Annotated in this window: 17 protein-coding genes; 11 read left to right on the top strand and 6 right to left on the bottom strand. The window is 63.6% G+C overall.

Annotation, left to right across the window (positions count from 1 at the left end; translation table 11 throughout):
* Positions 1–92 precede the first annotated feature (92 nt).
* Complete coding sequence (locus tag BX592_RS23755) at positions 93–416, bottom strand: BufA1 family periplasmic bufferin-type metallophore (RefSeq protein ID WP_134195145.1); 324 nt, start codon at positions 414–416, stop codon at positions 93–95.
* Positions 417–645: 229 nt separating this feature from the next.
* Here BX592_RS23755 and BX592_RS23750 point away from each other — a divergent pair, with 229 nt between their 5' ends.
* Both BX592_RS23750 and BX592_RS23745 read left to right on the top strand, forming a co-directional pair.
* Positions 646–1,353, top strand: a complete 708-nt coding sequence (locus tag BX592_RS23750; RefSeq protein ID WP_134195143.1) for a response regulator transcription factor — start codon at positions 646–648, stop codon at positions 1,351–1,353.
* A complete protein-coding gene (locus tag BX592_RS23745) occupies positions 1,337–2,413 on the top strand; it encodes a sensor histidine kinase (RefSeq protein ID WP_243849701.1) in 1,077 nt (358 codons plus the stop codon). Before BX592_RS23750 ends, BX592_RS23745 begins: the two co-directional genes overlap by 17 nt.
* Before the next feature lie 23 nt (positions 2,414–2,436).
* Here BX592_RS23745 and BX592_RS23740 read toward each other — a convergent pair whose 3' ends face one another.
* Together BX592_RS23740 and bufB are read right to left on the bottom strand one after the other, a co-directional pair.
* Entirely contained in the window at positions 2,437–3,201 is a 765-nt protein-coding gene (locus BX592_RS23740) for an HvfC/BufC N-terminal domain-containing protein (protein WP_134195141.1), read from the bottom strand.
* The gene (bufB, locus tag BX592_RS23735) at positions 3,185–4,045 is read right to left on the bottom strand and encodes an MNIO family bufferin maturase (protein WP_134195139.1); all 861 of its coding nucleotides are present in this window, start codon (positions 4,043–4,045) and stop codon (positions 3,185–3,187) included. The genes BX592_RS23740 and bufB overlap by 17 nt, the downstream gene beginning before the upstream one ends.
* 205 nt (positions 4,046–4,250) lie before the next feature.
* On the opposite strand from bufB, the gene BX592_RS23730 reads away from it, so the two are divergent.
* The 8 genes from BX592_RS23730 (at position 4,251) to BX592_RS23690 (ending at position 13,801) form a co-directional block, all read left to right on the top strand.
* Positions 4,251–5,555: a PAS domain-containing protein gene (locus BX592_RS23730; RefSeq protein WP_134195137.1), complete on the top strand. Its 1,305-nt coding sequence runs from the start codon at positions 4,251–4,253 to the stop codon at positions 5,553–5,555.
* Between the two features lie 715 nt (positions 5,556–6,270).
* Positions 6,271–7,371, top strand: coding sequence for a LacI family DNA-binding transcriptional regulator (locus BX592_RS23720; protein WP_134195135.1), 1,101 nt, complete (start codon positions 6,271–6,273; stop codon positions 7,369–7,371).
* Positions 7,372–7,404: 33 nt separating this feature from the next.
* Positions 7,405–8,532 carry an ABC transporter substrate-binding protein gene (locus tag BX592_RS23715; protein ID WP_377681650.1) on the top strand — a complete coding sequence of 376 codons (1,128 nt, stop codon included), beginning with the start codon at positions 7,405–7,407 and terminating at the stop codon, positions 8,530–8,532.
* Complete coding sequence (locus BX592_RS23710) at positions 8,529–9,353, top strand: ABC transporter permease (protein WP_134195133.1); 825 nt, start codon at positions 8,529–8,531, stop codon at positions 9,351–9,353. The genes BX592_RS23715 and BX592_RS23710 overlap by 4 nt, the downstream gene beginning before the upstream one ends.
* A 34-nt stretch (positions 9,354–9,387) precedes the next feature.
* Positions 9,388–10,317 (top strand): ABC transporter permease, encoded by a 930-nt coding sequence (locus tag BX592_RS23705; RefSeq protein WP_134195131.1) that lies wholly within the window; start codon positions 9,388–9,390, stop codon positions 10,315–10,317.
* Positions 10,314–11,384, top strand: a complete 1,071-nt coding sequence (locus BX592_RS23700) for an ABC transporter ATP-binding protein (protein WP_134195129.1) — start codon at positions 10,314–10,316, stop codon at positions 11,382–11,384. The genes BX592_RS23705 and BX592_RS23700 overlap by 4 nt, the downstream gene beginning before the upstream one ends.
* A gap of 79 nt (positions 11,385–11,463) precedes the next feature.
* A complete protein-coding gene (locus BX592_RS23695) occupies positions 11,464–12,291 on the top strand; it encodes a phosphodiesterase (RefSeq protein WP_134195127.1) in 828 nt (275 codons plus the stop codon).
* 307 nt (positions 12,292–12,598) lie between these two features.
* Positions 12,599–13,801 (top strand): MFS transporter, encoded by a 1,203-nt coding sequence (locus BX592_RS23690; protein WP_134195125.1) that lies wholly within the window; start codon positions 12,599–12,601, stop codon positions 13,799–13,801.
* A gap of 157 nt (positions 13,802–13,958) precedes the next feature.
* Here BX592_RS23690 and BX592_RS23685 read toward each other — a convergent pair whose 3' ends face one another.
* The 3 genes from BX592_RS23685 to BX592_RS23675 all read right to left on the bottom strand — a co-directional run bounded on the left by BX592_RS23685 (position 13,959) and on the right by BX592_RS23675 (position 14,993).
* Positions 13,959–14,522, bottom strand: a complete 564-nt coding sequence (locus BX592_RS23685; RefSeq protein ID WP_134195123.1) for a ferritin-like domain-containing protein — start codon at positions 14,520–14,522, stop codon at positions 13,959–13,961.
* A gap of 80 nt (positions 14,523–14,602) precedes the next feature.
* Positions 14,603–14,785: a DUF1328 family protein gene (locus BX592_RS23680; RefSeq protein WP_134195121.1), complete on the bottom strand. Its 183-nt coding sequence runs from the start codon at positions 14,783–14,785 to the stop codon at positions 14,603–14,605.
* 31 nt (positions 14,786–14,816) lie between these two features.
* Entirely contained in the window at positions 14,817–14,993 is a 177-nt protein-coding gene (locus BX592_RS23675) for a DUF1328 domain-containing protein (RefSeq protein ID WP_134195119.1), read from the bottom strand.
* A gap of 237 nt (positions 14,994–15,230) precedes the next feature.
* Between BX592_RS23675 and BX592_RS23670 the strand changes: the two genes are divergently transcribed.
* Positions 15,231–15,371 carry an entericidin A/B family lipoprotein gene (locus BX592_RS23670; protein WP_134195117.1) on the top strand — a complete coding sequence of 47 codons (141 nt, stop codon included), beginning with the start codon at positions 15,231–15,233 and terminating at the stop codon, positions 15,369–15,371.
* Positions 15,372–15,453 lie beyond the last annotated feature (82 nt).

The following is a 15,453-nucleotide window of genomic DNA, read 5'->3' as shown; positions in this document are numbered from 1 at the left end:
CATTTTGGAACCTCGGGGTCGTGATGAACCCAGCCATGGGTCAGGAGGCGCCACATGCGACTGGTTGCGGCGCCGGGACGGGGCGGCCGATATCAACCTGCCGCGGCCGCTTTGGCGGCGGGACTGAGAACACCGCTTTTTCCGCCGGGTTTCGCGAATTCGGACATCTGAAGATGAGCGCCGGCGATCTTTTCGCACGTGCCCTTGGGAACGAGAATCCACGCTTCCGTGTCACGGTCCGTCTTTGCGGTCGCGGCGCATGAACTCTTGCTGGTGCCGCAGTCGTTCTTGCCGGCCTTCGCGATGCCTGCGCACTTCTCGAAGTCGCCGGCGGCAAACGAGACCGTGCTCGCTGTCGCGACGCCAATGGCGAGCAGACTCGCGATGGCGCCTTGAATGATGCGTTCGCTGTTCATGATGCTTCCTCCAGGGTGGTGATGAGGTCAGGCGCGATTGCCTGTGTCCCGGGATGAAGTGTGCGAAACGCTGCTCACGGCTTTATCGCCCGAAAGTCAAATTTTTGTCACGACGCGTGGGCGCGCTGGACAGACCGCGCTGGCGATCTAGAATGATCTAGACACAAACGCATTTGCCCGTTCTCGCAGGCAGTGCCGTGCGCCTGACAGTTCAGTGAGGATGGCCGTCATGTCTCGCAACGTTCTGGTGATCGAAGACGACAACGACATCGCCCAACTCGTGCGCATGCAACTCGCGGGGCTCGCCTGCGAGACGACGGTACTCAACGATGGGCGGGCGGGACTCGCGCAAGCGCTTGCCAGGCCGTACGAGCTGGTGGTGCTTGATCTGATGCTGCCAGGGGTCGATGGCCTCGAGATCTGCCGGCGTCTTCGCTCGGAACGCCGCTATACGCCTATCCTGATGCTGACGGCGCGATCGACCGAGCTCGATCGGGTGCTGGGCCTCGAAATGGGAGCGGACGACTATCTCGCGAAACCGTTCAGCGTGCTGGAGTTCGTTGCGCGTGTGAAGGCGATTTTCCGGCTCGTCGATATGCTCGCCAATACGACCGCCGGCGAGCACACGCTGCTCGAATGCAAAGATCTGAAGATCGACGTCGAAAAGCGCGACGTGATCGTGCGTGGTACGCCGATCCTGTTGACGGCCAAGGAGTTCCAGTTGCTGCTTCATTTCGCGCAGAACCCAGGTCGCGTCTTTACACGCGGGCAACTGCTCGATCAGGTGTGGGGCTATACCCATAGCGGCTATGAGCACACGGTGAATTCGCATATCAACCGGCTGCGCGCGAAGATTGAAATCGATCCGAACTCGCCCGAATACATCCAGACGGTATGGGGCGTCGGCTACAAGTTCCGCAATGCGCCCGAACACTGATTCCCGACTGTTCGCCACCCTGTATGGTCGTCTCGCGATTTCGCTGATGGTCGTATTCGTCGCGATCGGCGCCATCATGATTGTTACGTCGCAACGGATGTTCGAGACGCAGCGATTATTCGAACTGGTGGCCAATCTGGTGGTCGGCACGGTGGTATTCAGCCTGATCGCCGCGCTTGTCGTCTTCCGCTTTCTCACACTCAGGCTTCGCAGACTCGCGTGCGCGATTGAAGCATTCCGGGCCAGTGGTTTCGCGCACCCGATTCGAGTCGATACGCAAAACGGCAATGACGACGAGATCGGGCGCATCATTGGCGCGTTTCAGGAGATGTCGGAGCGAATCGCAACCCAACTCGCGCAGCTTGAGCAGGTGGACCGGCAGCGACGCGAACTGCTGGCCAACGTATCTCATGATCTTCGAACACCACTCGCATCCATGCAGGGGTATCTCGAGATGGTGCTGATCAGGGACGAAGGATTGTCCCAGGACGACCGCTACCGGTATCTGCAGATCGCGGTGAAGCATTGCGAGCGGCTCGCGAGGCTCGTGCGGGACCTGTTCGATCTCACCAAACTCGAGGCGAACGAGGTGAGGCTGCAGGTCGAGGCATTTCCAATCAGCGAACTTGCGCAGGACGTCGTCCAGAAGTTTGCGCTCAGTGCCCACAAACGGGACCTCAGGCTAAGCGCGAGCGTGTGCGCCGATTGTCCGCCCATCCGCGCCGACATTGGCATGATGGAACGCGTGCTTGAGAACCTGATTGAAAACGCGATGCGCTATACACCGGCCGGCGGTGAGATCAACGTCGGCGTCCGTCGGACCGGAGACCGGGTCGAGCTTCAGGTGAGCGATACAGGACGAGGCATCCATCACGACGATATCGGCAATGTTTTCGATCGCTACTATCGCGCGGATCGAGGCGAATCCAGCGACGCAGGCAACGCGGGCCTTGGGCTTGCGATCACGCGCCGCATCATCGAATTGCATGGCGGGCGGATTCGCGTCGAGAGCACGCCGGGTCTTGGCACTACCTTCACTGTCGACCTCGCGATGGCATAAGCACTGTGCTGGCGTGCTAGCGCTCAAAGAGCGAAGCCGACGATGGTCGAGTCGAGGATGCGGCGTTCGATAAATTCGCCGAGTGCAAAGGCCGGCGCCTGCCGCAGCGCGAGCTCATAGGCGTCGTCCACGGTTTGCCCTTCGCGCAGTGCCTGCAACATCGCGAACTCACCGGCCGCTAGCGCCTGGATATTCACAGCGAAGCCGGCACGTTGGACAAGAAGCCGATCACCGCCGGCGCTCGCGTCGATGCTTTCGTCGCTTTGCGATCCGGGCTGGTTGACTTGCCAGATCCTCAGCACCGGGAACGGCGATGCCAACAGACGGCATGCAGGATGTAGCCTGAAGCGTAGGGTTGAGCATTTCGCACTGGCGAGGCTCGACAATTCCGACAGCGGCAGCGGCGCGTGGTCGGCTGCATGGAAGACTTCGTGCACGAGCCATTCGAGTGTCGCTGTATCGGCGAGGTAGCTGAGCGACGCGACGGGCGGAAAATGATCGAGGAAAGCCGGGAAGCTGTCGCCGAAACGCTGGATATCACCGCTTTGCGATGGATGGTCGCGAATGTAGCGGTTCGCCGCGTAGTCAAAGAACGGCTCGCCGACGAGCCTGTCAACGACGGGATAGACGGCGCGCAGCGCTTCACGAAGATTGTGATGCGTGTTGCCGATATAGACCGCCAGCCGGTCTTGCCTGTCGTCACCGCAGACGGTCCAGTCGATTCCAGACGGATCCTGCTCAAGAACCGCGCGCGCAAAGGCGGCCTGTAAATCATGAAGCGAATGCATGGTGTGTCCTCATGACTGCCGCGGCGTGGCTGGATTCCTCGAGCAGCACTTCGAGCGGCGGGATGTCGGTGTCCCATTCAATCAGGGTGGGAACCGGGCCAAAGCGGTCGAGCGCCCGCGCATACAGTTCCCAGACCGGGGCCGCGACCCGCGCGCCATGGGTGTCGAGAAGCAGTCTGCCGACACGTTCATGGCCGGCAAGATGGATTTCGCAGATCGCGTCGACCGGCAACGCGTCCAGATACCCAACGGGATCGACGCCATTATTCGCTTGATTCACATAAAGGTTGTTGACGTCCAGCAATATGCCGCAACCCGTGCGCCGGGCGACGATCGCGATGAACTGGCATTCCGGGATAGTCGAATGGCAGAACTGAAGATAGCTCGAGATGTTTTCAACGAGAATCTGCCGGCGAAGACGTTCCTGCACTTCGTCGATGTGGTCGCACACGACATCGAGCGCCTCTTCCGTGTAGGGCAACGGCAAAAGGTCGTTGAGATGGTTCGATCCGACACGCCCCCAGCTCAGATGCTCGGACACGAGTCCGGGTTGAACCCGGGAGACCAGATCGCACAGATGCCGGAGGTGATCCGTGTCGAGCCGGCCTGTCGATCCGAGGCTGAGTCCGACGCCATGCAGACTCAGCGGATACGCGTCACGGATACGCTCCAGATAGTGAATGGGTTGACCGCCCGCGCCAAAGTAGTTTTCGCTATGAACCTCGAACCAACCGACGCACGGTCGTTCCCGCAGGATCTGCTGATAGTGAGGCGGGCGCAGGCCGATGCCCGGCAAGGCCGGCACGGACTGCGCTGCAGCGAATGATATGGCAGGGACACGCATCTGAGCGCCCTCGTCGCCGATACGAATGAACGTTACTGTGGTCGATAGTCATCACGAAACCGTCACGATTGCGTCGAATTTTTCTCCCGGCTTTTCTCGCCCATCAACAGGCCGCCCGGCGAGGCACGCTGGTGCAGCGCGGGATGTTCGCCTATCTTTGGGAACAGTGGCATTCTCTTCGGCGCAAGATATTGGGGCCCTTCGCATGAGTCTCAAATGGAAGCTGATCTGGCCGGCTACCGCGTGTGCGCTGCTCATACTCGTCGGGCTTGCTACCAGTCCCGTTCCCGCGTGGGTTGCCGGACATCTGCGATCGGGTCTTCTGGTTGTCGTTGCAGCGACGCTTGCAGTGGTGCTGGTTGTGCTCGCCGCGGCGGTTGAGCGCCGCTTGTGTCGTCCGCTCCGGGCAATTCTGCATACGGTTGGCGACGTCGCCGCCCGGGATGCGTCGGGTAACACAGCCGACGAACTGGTGGCCGTGCAGCGCGCCGTCGAACGACTTCGGAACAGGGAAAAGTCGCTAGGTAACGCACTGGACGCTGCCGAAGCCAGGCGCTCGGCGCTTGCGGTCGAGCTGCAATACAGCGAGGAGCGGTACGTACTCGCGATGCGTATCGCGGACGACGGCGCATGGGAGTGGAATCTCCAGACGAACGAGTTCATTCCATCCACACGCTGGAAATGCATGCTCGGCTATGGCGACGACGAGTTTCCGGATTCGATCGAGAACTGGCGCGGGCATATCCATCCGCTTGACCTCGCGGGCGTCGATGCGAGGCTGAAGCGCGGCATGGAAGGAAACGAGCGCCAGTTCGAACATCAGTTCCGACTCCTGCACCGGGACGGTCAGTATCGCTGGGTGAGCTCGCTTGGCACGGTGATTCGTCATGCAAGCGGGAAGCCGTTGCGTATCGTCGCGCTTGATACGGATATCACGCGGGTGAAGCATATCGAGCGCGTGCTGCAGCACATTGTGGAAGGTACGGCTGGCATGGGCGGGGAGGCCTTTTTCCGTGCACTGGTACGTCACTTTGCTGCCGCGCTCGATGTGCCGTGCGCCTTCATAACGGAGTGCATCGGCTGGCCGCCCAGAAGCGCCCAGACGCTCGCGTACTGGCTTCGCGACGATTTCCGCGAAAACATCGAATTCGAACTTGCGGGCACGCCATGCGAAGCCGTGTATAGCAATGGCCGTCCTGTATTTCATGCGTCGGGTGTCGGCAAGCTGTTTCCGCGGGACAAGGCATACGAGAGCTACTACGGCATACCTATCTTCGGCACCCGGGGCGAAGTGATCGGGCACATGGCCTTCTTCAATGACAAGGAAATGAAGGAGCAGGACGTCCTGATCGATGCGGTGTATCAGATCTTCACGACACGCGCGGCCGCCGAAATCGAACGCAAGGCGGCGCTCGATAGTCTCCGGCATGTCAGGCTGCCGGCGGACGCGCCTGATGTTTCCGGCATTGAAGACGCGCCGCGCTCCGCGTCGAATGCGACGAATCGGTGAATTCCAGTTTCGCACTCACCGTGCTACGCGCGATCGGCGCTCACCGCTATTTCGAGCGGTACGCAATACCCAGCTCCTGCTGAGGGTCGATGTCGATCTGATGCTGAAAGGATTTAGGCCCGCTTGACCTTGATGAGCCTTCCCCCCTGTATGACTGGGGAAAGTAGCGGGCTGATTAACCCTCTGATAAACCAGAAGTGGTGCCGGGGACCGGACTCGAACCGGCAAGCTGTTAAGCGGCGGATTTTCTTCACACCACGTCTTTCGACGCCGGGCAAGTACCGTTCGGCATTCCCGTTCGTGCGCTGGACTATGCCTTCGCCATCGCCGCACGCCGCGGCGCCGATTCCGCTAACACATCAATCGGCCACCACCACGCACCACCTTAGGCGCCCCCCGTCTAGTCTCTACACCTTCCGCACCTTCGCCTTGTGAGCGCCGGCGGGCTTGGCTCGGCGTTGCCGCGGCGGCTCAGGGCCGGCCAGGGGTTTCGCCGAATTTGAGGGGTTCTGCACTGGCCGTTTCCGACCAGGCACTCAATCATTTAAGTCCGCTATGTTTACCAATTTCATCACCCCGGCAGGGCGGACGGGATTCTACCATCGCACGGCAAGCCGCACCAAAACGGCGTATCAGCCCGTCGCACGTCACGCCTTCGTCATATTCCCTATCGATAATCGGCCAGTGAAAACGTTTACACGAACCTGCCGACACGATGACTCCGACCATCAAAGATGTCGCCGCGCACGCGGGATTCTCGATCGCGACGGTCTCGCGCGCCATCAACGCGCCGCACACCGTGAACCCGGTGACGCTCGAAAAAGTCCGCCAGTCGATCGAAGCGCTCGGCTTCCGGCCAAGCCCGCTCGGCCGCCAGCTACGCGGTGAACGCAGCCGCCTGATTGGCGTCGTACTGCCGACCATCGCGAACCCCGTATTCGCCGAATGCCTGCAGGGAATCGACGAGCTTGCCGCCGCGCAAGGCTTCCGGCTGATGCTGATGACCACCCAATACGACGCCGAGCGCGAACGCCACGCAATCGAGACGCTGCGCGAGCAGCGCGTCGAAGGTCTGATCCTGACCGTCGCGGACGCCGACACCCATCCGCTGCTCGACGAACTCGACCACGCTGGCATGCTCTACGTGCTGATGCACAACGACACCGTGCGCCGCCCATCGGTGTCGGTCGACAATCGCCTGGCCGCGTTCGAAGGCGTGCGTATGCTGATCGCGCACGGTCACCGGCGCATCCTGATGCTGGCCGGCACACTCGCCGCATCGGACCGCGCGCGGCTGCGCCACGTCGGCTACTCGCAGGCGATGCAACAGGCCGGACTCACGCCCGCCCCCGCGCTAGAAATCGATTTCAACGCGAACGAACTCGCGCCTTCGGTGCTCGCGCATCTGACCGGCAACCAGCGCCCGACCGCCCTCTTCTGCAGCAACGATCTGCTCGCGATGGTCGTGATGCGCGGGCTGCGCCGCGCGCGCTTCGACGTACCGCGCGACATGTCGATTCTCGGTTTCGACGGCCTCGCAATGGGCGAACTGCTCGCGCCACCGCTGGCGAGTATCGGTTCGCCGAATCGGGAGATCGGCTGCGCCGCATGGCGCCGGCTGATTTCGCGGATCGACGGCACCTACGCGGACGCTTCGCTGTCGCTGACCTTGCCGCACACGCTACGCGAAGGGGCGACGATCGCGGCCATTTCGAACCACGCCGATGCGGCGTCGGCGAGGCGCTCGCACGAAGCGACGCGAGCCGCCGCGCGATTGGACGCGCCGTCGTATAAGGCTGCGCATTCCGCCGGCTAGCGTGAGCGCCCGTTCTGCGCGTGTCGCACGCCGATGCCCTGGCGCTTCGTATTCGCCCTTTTCACACCGCCTTGGAGAAACGCTGTGAATCTGCCTCGCCCCACGAAAATCGACACGCTGTTACGCCGTCTTGCATCACGCACTGCCGCCGCCGCGTGTGCAGCGACGGTTGCAGCCGTCGCCGTGCTCGGCACCCTCGCCACCGCACCGCTTGCCCACGCGGAAGAATCCGCGATCTGCTACAACTGCCCGCCGGAATGGGCCGACTGGGCAAGCCAGATCAAAGCGATCCAGCAAAAGACCGGCATTCGCGTCCCGTTCGACAACAAGAACTCCGGCCAGGCGATCGCGCAGCTAATCGCCGAAGAAAAGAGCCCGGTCGCGGACGTGGTCTATCTTGGCGTGTCGTCGGCGTTCCAGGCGAAGGACAAGGGCGTGATCCAGCCGTACAAGCCCGCGCACTGGAACGACATCCCCGCGAATATGAAGGACCCGCAAGGCTACTGGTTCGCGATCCATTCGGGCACGCTCGGCTTCTTCGTCAACAAGGACGCGCTCGAAGGCAAACCCGTGCCGCGTTCATGGGCCGACCTGCTCAAGCCCGAGTACAAAGGGATGATCGGCTATCTCGATCCGTCGAGCTCATTCGTCGGTTATGCGGGCGCGGTCGCGGTCAATCAGGCGCTCGGCGGCAGCTTCGACAACTTCAAGCCCGGCCTCGACTGGTTCCGCAAGCTGAAGGCAAACGATCCGATCGTGCCGAAGCAGACCGCCTATGCACGCGTGCTGTCCGGCGAAATTCCGATCCTGCTCGACTACGACTTCGACGCGTACCGCGCAAAGTACAAGGATCACGCGAACGTCGAATTCGTGATTCCGCAGGAAGGCACGATCTCGGTCCCGTACGTGATGAGCCTCGTGAAGGGCGCGCCGCACGACGCGAACGGCAAGAAGGTGCTCGACTTCGTGCTGTCCGACGAAGGTCAGAAGCTGTGGGCGAATGCGTATCTGCGACCGGTGCGTGCGAACGAAATAAGCTCGGACGCGGCAAGCAGGTTCTTGCCGGCCACCGACTACGCGCGCGCGAAAGCCGTCGACTTCGCGAAGATGGCCGATAAGCAGCAAAGCTTCGGGGAGCAGTATCTGCAGGTGATGCATTGAACGACATCACGTTCCCGCAGCGCTGGCGCATCGCGTTTATCGCGCCGGCGCTGTCGGTGTTTATCGCGTTCTGGCTGCTGCCGATCGCGGTGCTCGTGCAGGTCAGCGGCGACGGTCATCCGTTCGCGACCTATGCGGCACTCGTGACCAACGCGAGCTATATGCGCAGCCTGGGCCAGACTGTCGTGCTGTCGGCGGCGGTGACCGTGACGACGCTCGTGCTGTCGGTGATCGCCGGGCTGCTGCTGGCGCGCCGCGAATTCGCCGGCAAGCGCACGCTGCTCGCCCTGCTCACCTTCCCGCTCGCGTTTCCGGGTGTGGTGGTCGGCTTCATGGTGATCATGCTAGCCGGCCGCCAGGGCCTGATCGGCTCGCTGTCGATGAAGCTGACCGGCGACCGCTGGGTCTTCGCGTACTCGATGGCCGGCCTTTTCATCGGCTATCTGTACTTTTCGATTCCGCGTGTGATCGTCACCGTGATGGCATCGGCGACCAGGCTCGATAAGTCGCTGGAGGAAGCCGCTCGCTCGCTCGGCGCGTCGCCGTGGCGGATCCTGTGCGACATCGTGCTGCCCGCGCTTGCGCCGGGACTGATCGCAGCGGGCGCCGTATGCTTCGCGACATCGATGGGCGCGTTCGGCACCGCCTTTACGCTGGCGACCGATATCGACGTGCTGCCGATGACGATCTACACGCAGTTCACGCTAAGCGCGAACATGGTGACGGCCGCCGGCCTGTCGATCATTCTCGGCATCGTCACGTGGACGGTGCTAGCGGTGGCGCGCAGCGCGACCGGCGCGGCCGTCGCCGCCACCGCATAGCGGCTGCCGCATGCACGAAGACCAGCCCGTTCGCATGAATACGATGCTCGATACGCGTCCGGATGCAACCACGCAGCGGCGCCGCCGCGCGCTCGCATTGCCGCCTGTGCGCGGCTGGCTGGCGGCCGGCCAATGGTTCGTCACGCTCGCGTTGTGCGCGTTTCTGATCGTGCCGATCGTGATGTCGATCGTCGCGGGTCTCACCGTCAACTACTTTCGCGGTGTCGCGAGCGGCCTCACACTGCGCTGGCTCGGCGAAGTGTGGACGCAGTATCACGCGTCGGTGTTCCTGTCGCTCGAAGTGGCCGCGGCCACGCTTGTCATCACGCTGCTCACCGGCGTGCCGGCCGGTTATGCACTCGCGCGCAGCAATACGCGCGTGGCGCGCGTGATCGAAGAGATGCTCGTGCTACCGGTCGCATTGCCGGGGCTCGCGTCCGCGCTCGCGCTACTGGTCGTCTATGGCGGCTTCACCGCGTTCCGGCTGAGCGCCGCGTTTATCGTCGTCGGCCATGTCGTGTTCACGCTGCCGTTCATGGTGCGCGCGGTCGCCGCGGTCTGCGCGAGCGCCGGACTGCGCACACTCGAAGAAGGCGCGGCAAGTCTCGGCGCGAGCTTCACGCAGCGTTTCGTGACGATCGTGCTACCCAATATCCGGCCGGGCATTGTCGCCGGCGCGCTCGCGGTCGTCACGCTATCGATCGGCGAATTCAACCTCACGTGGATGTTGCACACGCCCGACACCAAAACCCTGCCGGTCGGCCTCGCCGATACCTACGCGTCGATGCGCATCGAAGTGGGCAGCGCCTACACCATCGTGTTTTTTATCATCACGATGCCGCTGCTCGTCGCGATGCAATGGCTCGGCGTCGATGCAACCGGCCAGCGACGCGCCGCGCGCGCGCAAAAAGACACCGCTGTGGCGCACCCTTCCCGCTCCGACGCCAACGGACTGACATCATGAAGCTCGCCCCCGTGCCCATCACACTGTCGAATTGCGCGAAGACGTATCGCGGCGCGCGCGTGCTAGAACCGCTCGAACTGCGGATCGGCGCGGGCGAGACGCTCGTGCTGCTCGGACCGTCCGGCTGCGGCAAGACCACCACACTGCGTTTGATCGCCGGTCTCGAGACGCCCGATACGGGCGGCCGCGTGCACTTCGGCGACGAAGACGTGACCGCGCTGCCGATCGAGCGGCGCGCGGTCGGCATGGTGTTTCAGAACTATGCGCTGTTCCCGAACCTGACGGTGCGCGGCAATATCGGCTATGGATTGAAGATCCGCCGCGTGCCCGCACACGAGACGCGCCGCCGCGTCGATGAGCTGCTCGCGATGATGCGGCTCACCGAACACGCGGACAAGCCGGTCGATCAACTGTCGGGCGGTCAGCGTCAACGTGTCGCGCTGGCCCGCGCGATCGCTCCGCGGCCGCGCGTGCTGCTGCTCGACGAGCCGCTGACCGCACTCGATGCGCGGCTGCGCGACACATTGCGCGGCGAGATGAACGCGCTGCTGCGCGAGCTTGGCATCACGACCGTCTACGTGACGCACGACCAGGCCGAAGCGATGGAACTCGGCGACCGCATCGTCGTGATGAGCCACGGCCGCATCGAACAGATCGGCGCACCGCGCGACATCTACTACCGGCCGGCCAATCGCGCGGTCGCGCAATTTATCGGCACGATCAACCGGCTGGCCGGCGCATGGCGCGACGGCATGCTCACGACGCGCGGCGGCGCCGTGCCCGCGCCGCCGCCTCGCGCGGCGGCGGCCGATGATGCGCAAAACGGCGCCGACGCCGCGCACGAAGTGTTCTTCCGGCCCGAAGACGCGTGGCTCGCCGACCCGTCGAACGCGCAATTGCGCGGCACCATCGAGCATGCGGTGTTTCTCGGCGAACGCACGCGGCTCACGATCCGCGATGCGGCACCCGACGCGCTGATCGTCGACGTCGCGGGGCGGGTCGAGCTTGCGCGCGGCACCGCGGTCGGCATCTCGATCGCCGAGGATGCACTGATTGCGCTATCGTGACGCAAGACTTCGTGAAACGCGCCCCCACGTCCCATCCGACATCCGTCCCTTGCCCTTTCGTGAACAGTCAGAGGCTTTCATGCTGCTAGCCCAGATCAGCGACCTGCACATCAAACGTCCCGGCGCGCTCGCGTATCGCCGCGTCGATACCGCCGCGTACCTCAGCCGCTGCGTCGCGGCGCTCAACGCACTCGCGCCGCGCCCGGACGCCGTGATCGTGACCGGCGACCTCGTCGACCAGGGCGATGTCGAGCAATACGAGCATCTGAAAGCGCTGCTCGCGCCGTTGCAGATGCCTTTTTACCTGCTGGTCGGCAATCACGATGACCGCGCCGCGTTGCGCACGGTGTTCAGTGACCGGCAGGAACTGTTCGACGGCGGCGAATTCGTGCAATACGCGGTCGACGTCGGCCCGCTGCGTGTGCTCGCACTCGATTCGATGGTGCCCGGCGCAAGCGGCGGCACGCTGTGCGCGGCGCGCATCGAGTGGCTCGCCGCGCAGCTCGATGCGACGAAAGGCAAGCCGGTGATCGTCGCGCTGCACCACCCGCCGTTCGTCTCCGGCATCGGTCATATGGACCGCGTGCGCCTCGAGCCCAGCGCCACGCGCAATCTCGAAGCGCTGATCGCGCATCATCCGAATATCGAACGTGTGATCTGCGGACACGTGCACCGGCCGATGTTCGCGCGCTTCGGCGGCACGATCGCGTCGGCGGTGCCCGCGCCCGCGCATCAGGTGGCGCTCGACCTGCGCGACGACGCGCCGTCGGCGTTTCGCATGGAAGCACCTGCGTTCGCGCTGCATCGGTATGACGTGGCATCGGGTCTGGTCACGCACCACGCGTATGTCGATCAGGGCGACGGTCCGTACCCGTTCCATGAGCCCGCCGGCGCGCTGATCGATTGACCGCCAACCGACACGACGAGCAGATGCGACGAATCGACGCCACTCGCTGAACGCGTAGCGAACCAGCGGCAAGCTCGCCGCGCCGGTGCGAAATCGGCGCGCGTCCGGTATCATCGGGCACGCCCGGTGGGCGTCGCGATGGGTCTTTTGCGTGGCGCGCCGTGTCGCGCGCCGGCGCCCCATGCCCGGCCGACAGTCGCGCGCAACCACGTGTGCCTAACGGCCCCTTTCATATTCCCGCCGATCGGGGGCTCCGCACGAGGGCACTCCGCCGATCAGAGTTCGCCGTTCCAACCATCAGCCGCACATGTCCACTTCCGAAAGCTCCGTGCCGTCCGATCGCTCGTTGAGCAGCCTGCTGCTGCTGCTCGCGACGATCGCCGGTATCTCGGTCGCGAACATCTATTACAACCAGCCGCTGCTCGACGATTTGCGCAAGTCGTTTCCGCATGGCGCCGCGTGGGTCGGCATCGTTCCGGCCGCGACTCAACTCGGCTACGCGGGAGGCATGCTGCTGCTCGCGCCGCTCGGCGACCGCTTCGACCGCCGCGCGCTGATCCTTCTGCAAACCGCCGCGCTGTGCGTCGCACTGCTATTCGCGACCTTCGCGCCAACACTTGCGATACTCGCGGCCGCGAGCCTCGCGATCGGCATCCTCGCGACGATCGCGCAGCAGGCCGTGCCGTTCGCGGCCGAAATCGCGCCGTCGTCGCAACGCGGCCACGCGGTCGGCATCGTGATGAGCGGCCTGTTGCTCGGCATCCTGCTCGCCCGCACCGCGGCGGGCTTTGTCGCTGAATACTTCGGCTGGCGCGCGGTGTTCGGTGCGTCGATCGTGGTGCTGATTGCACTGTCGGTCGTGATCGTGTTGCGTCTGCCGCGCAGCAAGCCGACGTCGACGCTGCCATATGGCCAGTTGCTCGCGTCAATGTGGCATCTGACTACCGAATTGCGTGGGCTGCGCGAAGCATCGGTCACCGGCGGCGCGTTGTTCGCGGGGTTCAGCATCTTCTGGTCGACCCTCGCGCTGCTGCTCGCCGGCCCGCCGTTTCATCTCGGGCCGCAGGCGGCCGGGCTGTTCGGCATCGTCGGCGCGGCAGGCGCGCTCGCCGCGCCGCTTGCCGGCAAATCCGCGGACCGGCGCGGTCCGCGCGCGGTCGTGACGCTATCGATCGCGCTAAGCGCCGCATCGTTCGTGTTGTTCGCGCTGTCGGGATCGAGCCTGACGGGTCTCGTAATCGGCGTGATCGTGCTGGACATCGGCGTGCAAGCCGCGCAGATCTCGAACCAGTCGCGCATCTATGCGCTGAAGCCCGACGCGCGCAGCCGCGTGAATACGGTTTACATGGTCGCGTATTTCATTGGCGGCTCACTCGGCTCGCTGGTCGCGGCGCTAGTGTGGCCGCGCTTCGGCTGGGTCGGCGTGAGCATCGCCGGGCTGCTGTTCACGGGCATTGCCGCATGGAACCATCTGCGCACCGGGCGCGGTACGCTCGCCCCGTCGCAGTGATGGCGAGCGCCGCCGCGCACGAATGCGCTCGCGCGCGGCATCGCCCATCCGGTCTCACGCGCGGCCAACGTTGCGCCCGCAACCACCGTTAGCGCCCCGTGCGGCGCGCGTGCGCGTCCCCGGCCTTGATCCGCCTGTCCGCCGGGAACCCTCGTCGTCAACGGCTCGCGAGCAGATCCGCCATATCGTCCGCGTGCTCTTCCTCGACCGCCAGGATTTCCTCGAAAATGCGCCGGGTCGTCGTATCCGCGTCGCCCAGGTAGCGGACGATTTCGCGATAGGTATCGATCGCAATTCGCTCGGCGACAAGATTCTCGCGAATCATATCGGTCAGGTCGGTGCCCTCCTTGTATTCGGAATGCGAGCGTGCGCTCAGGCTGTCCGGCGCGAAATCCGGCGCGCCGCCCAGTTGCACGATACGCGCGGCCAGTTGGTCCGCATGCTGTTGCTCTTCGTTCGCATGCTCGAGAAACTCCTGCGCGACCGCTTCCGAGTTAATGCCCTTCGCCATAAAGTAATGACGCTTGTAGCGCAGCGTGCAGACCAGTTCGGTGGCAAGCGCGCCGTTCAGCAGCCTGAGCACCGTATCCCGGTCCGCCTTGTAGCTTTGCGTGACCGGACCGTCGTCCATATCCTTGCGCGCCTGTGCGCGAATCTTTTCGAGGTCCATCACGAACGGGCCTTTCATCGTAGTGCCCTGCGCTTCAGATGACTTCGACATTGACTGGCTCCTAACAGGATTGGTGGGGACCGCGGCGCACGCTTATCGCGTGACGCCGCGCGTACGGAAAGTTGAAATGGCTACGTCCGGAACACGCCCAGCAACAGCGTGACGACGAACACCACCAGAAAGATGTAGAACAGGATCTTCGCAATTTCAGCCGCGCCGGCCGCGATGCCGGTAAAACCGAAGACCGCGGCGATGATTGCGATCACAAAGAACACGAGTGCGTAGTGCAGCTTGACGACGCTCCTTTTTTCCATGATGCGTTGTTGTTGTTCGCGGCTAGCGCAGCTAGTCGACGATCTTCTTCGTCACGACAAAGCCGAGTATGAGAAACACGACGCACAGGATGACGAACACGATAAACAGAATCTTCGCAATCGCCGCGGCGCCCGCCGCCACGCCGGTAAAACCCAGCAATCCGGCGATCACGGCCACAATGGCGAAGAACAGCGCCCACTTCAGCATGATGGCTTCCTCCTCGTATCAAGCGATCGACATTCCCTGGCTAGCACGGAACGGACCCGCATGCCGACGCACGCGCGTGCCCGCTCCGGTCGCCCGCCGTTGGGCGGGAACGCCGCTTGCTGCGGACTGAAATCAGACCGGAATCGGCTGGCGTATTCGGCCGGGTCGAAACGATACGCAGCGTGCCCGATGCACACTTGCGAACTCAATCGTGGATCCTTCATAAGGGGAAGACTCATGACTCGACTCATCGCTCTGCTTTTGTTCGTGGCTGCCGGCACGGCCACGCTCTCTGCCTGCAATACGGTCTCCGGCGCCGGCCAGGATATCTCGAAGGGCGGCAATGCGATCACCAATTCGGCTGAGAAGAACAAGTGATCTACTGAATGCATTGACCATGCAGCAATAAAAAGCGGCCCGCCTATGCGGGCCGCTAGTACTGCTCCTCCCTGATGCACCG

Source organism: Paraburkholderia rhizosphaerae, assembly GCF_004366595.1.
Taxonomy (GTDB): Bacteria; Pseudomonadota; Gammaproteobacteria; order Burkholderiales; family Burkholderiaceae; genus Paraburkholderia; species Paraburkholderia rhizosphaerae.
Note: the sequence above shows the minus strand (reverse complement) of the source record. Positions and strands in the feature narration are given on the sequence as shown.

Coding starts and splice junctions, on each gene's coding strand:
- BX592_RS23755 (WP_134195145.1), bottom strand. CDS start 416: ATGAACAGCGAACGCATCATTCAAGGCGCCATCGCGAGTCTGCTCGCC.
- BX592_RS23750 (WP_134195143.1), top strand. CDS start 646: ATGTCTCGCAACGTTCTGGTGATCGAAGACGACAACGACATCGCCCAA.
- BX592_RS23745 (WP_243849701.1), top strand. CDS start 1,337: ATGCGCCCGAACACTGATTCCCGACTGTTCGCCACCCTGTATGGTCGT.
- BX592_RS23740 (WP_134195141.1), bottom strand. CDS start 3,201: ATGCATTCGCTTCATGATTTACAGGCCGCCTTTGCGCGCGCGGTTCTT.
- bufB (WP_134195139.1), bottom strand. CDS start 4,045: ATGCGTGTCCCTGCCATATCATTCGCTGCAGCGCAGTCCGTGCCGGCC.
- BX592_RS23730 (WP_134195137.1), top strand. CDS start 4,251: ATGAGTCTCAAATGGAAGCTGATCTGGCCGGCTACCGCGTGTGCGCTG.
- BX592_RS23720 (WP_134195135.1), top strand. CDS start 6,271: ATGACTCCGACCATCAAAGATGTCGCCGCGCACGCGGGATTCTCGATC.
- BX592_RS23715 (WP_377681650.1), top strand. CDS start 7,405: ATGCCCTGGCGCTTCGTATTCGCCCTTTTCACACCGCCTTGGAGAAAC.
- BX592_RS23705 (WP_134195131.1), top strand. CDS start 9,388: ATGAATACGATGCTCGATACGCGTCCGGATGCAACCACGCAGCGGCGC.
- BX592_RS23700 (WP_134195129.1), top strand. CDS start 10,314: ATGAAGCTCGCCCCCGTGCCCATCACACTGTCGAATTGCGCGAAGACG.
- BX592_RS23695 (WP_134195127.1), top strand. CDS start 11,464: ATGCTGCTAGCCCAGATCAGCGACCTGCACATCAAACGTCCCGGCGCG.
- BX592_RS23690 (WP_134195125.1), top strand. CDS start 12,599: ATGTCCACTTCCGAAAGCTCCGTGCCGTCCGATCGCTCGTTGAGCAGC.
- BX592_RS23685 (WP_134195123.1), bottom strand. CDS start 14,522: ATGTCGAAGTCATCTGAAGCGCAGGGCACTACGATGAAAGGCCCGTTC.
- BX592_RS23680 (WP_134195121.1), bottom strand. CDS start 14,785: ATGGAAAAAAGGAGCGTCGTCAAGCTGCACTACGCACTCGTGTTCTTT.
- BX592_RS23675 (WP_134195119.1), bottom strand. CDS start 14,993: ATGCTGAAGTGGGCGCTGTTCTTCGCCATTGTGGCCGTGATCGCCGGA.
- BX592_RS23670 (WP_134195117.1), top strand. CDS start 15,231: ATGACTCGACTCATCGCTCTGCTTTTGTTCGTGGCTGCCGGCACGGCC.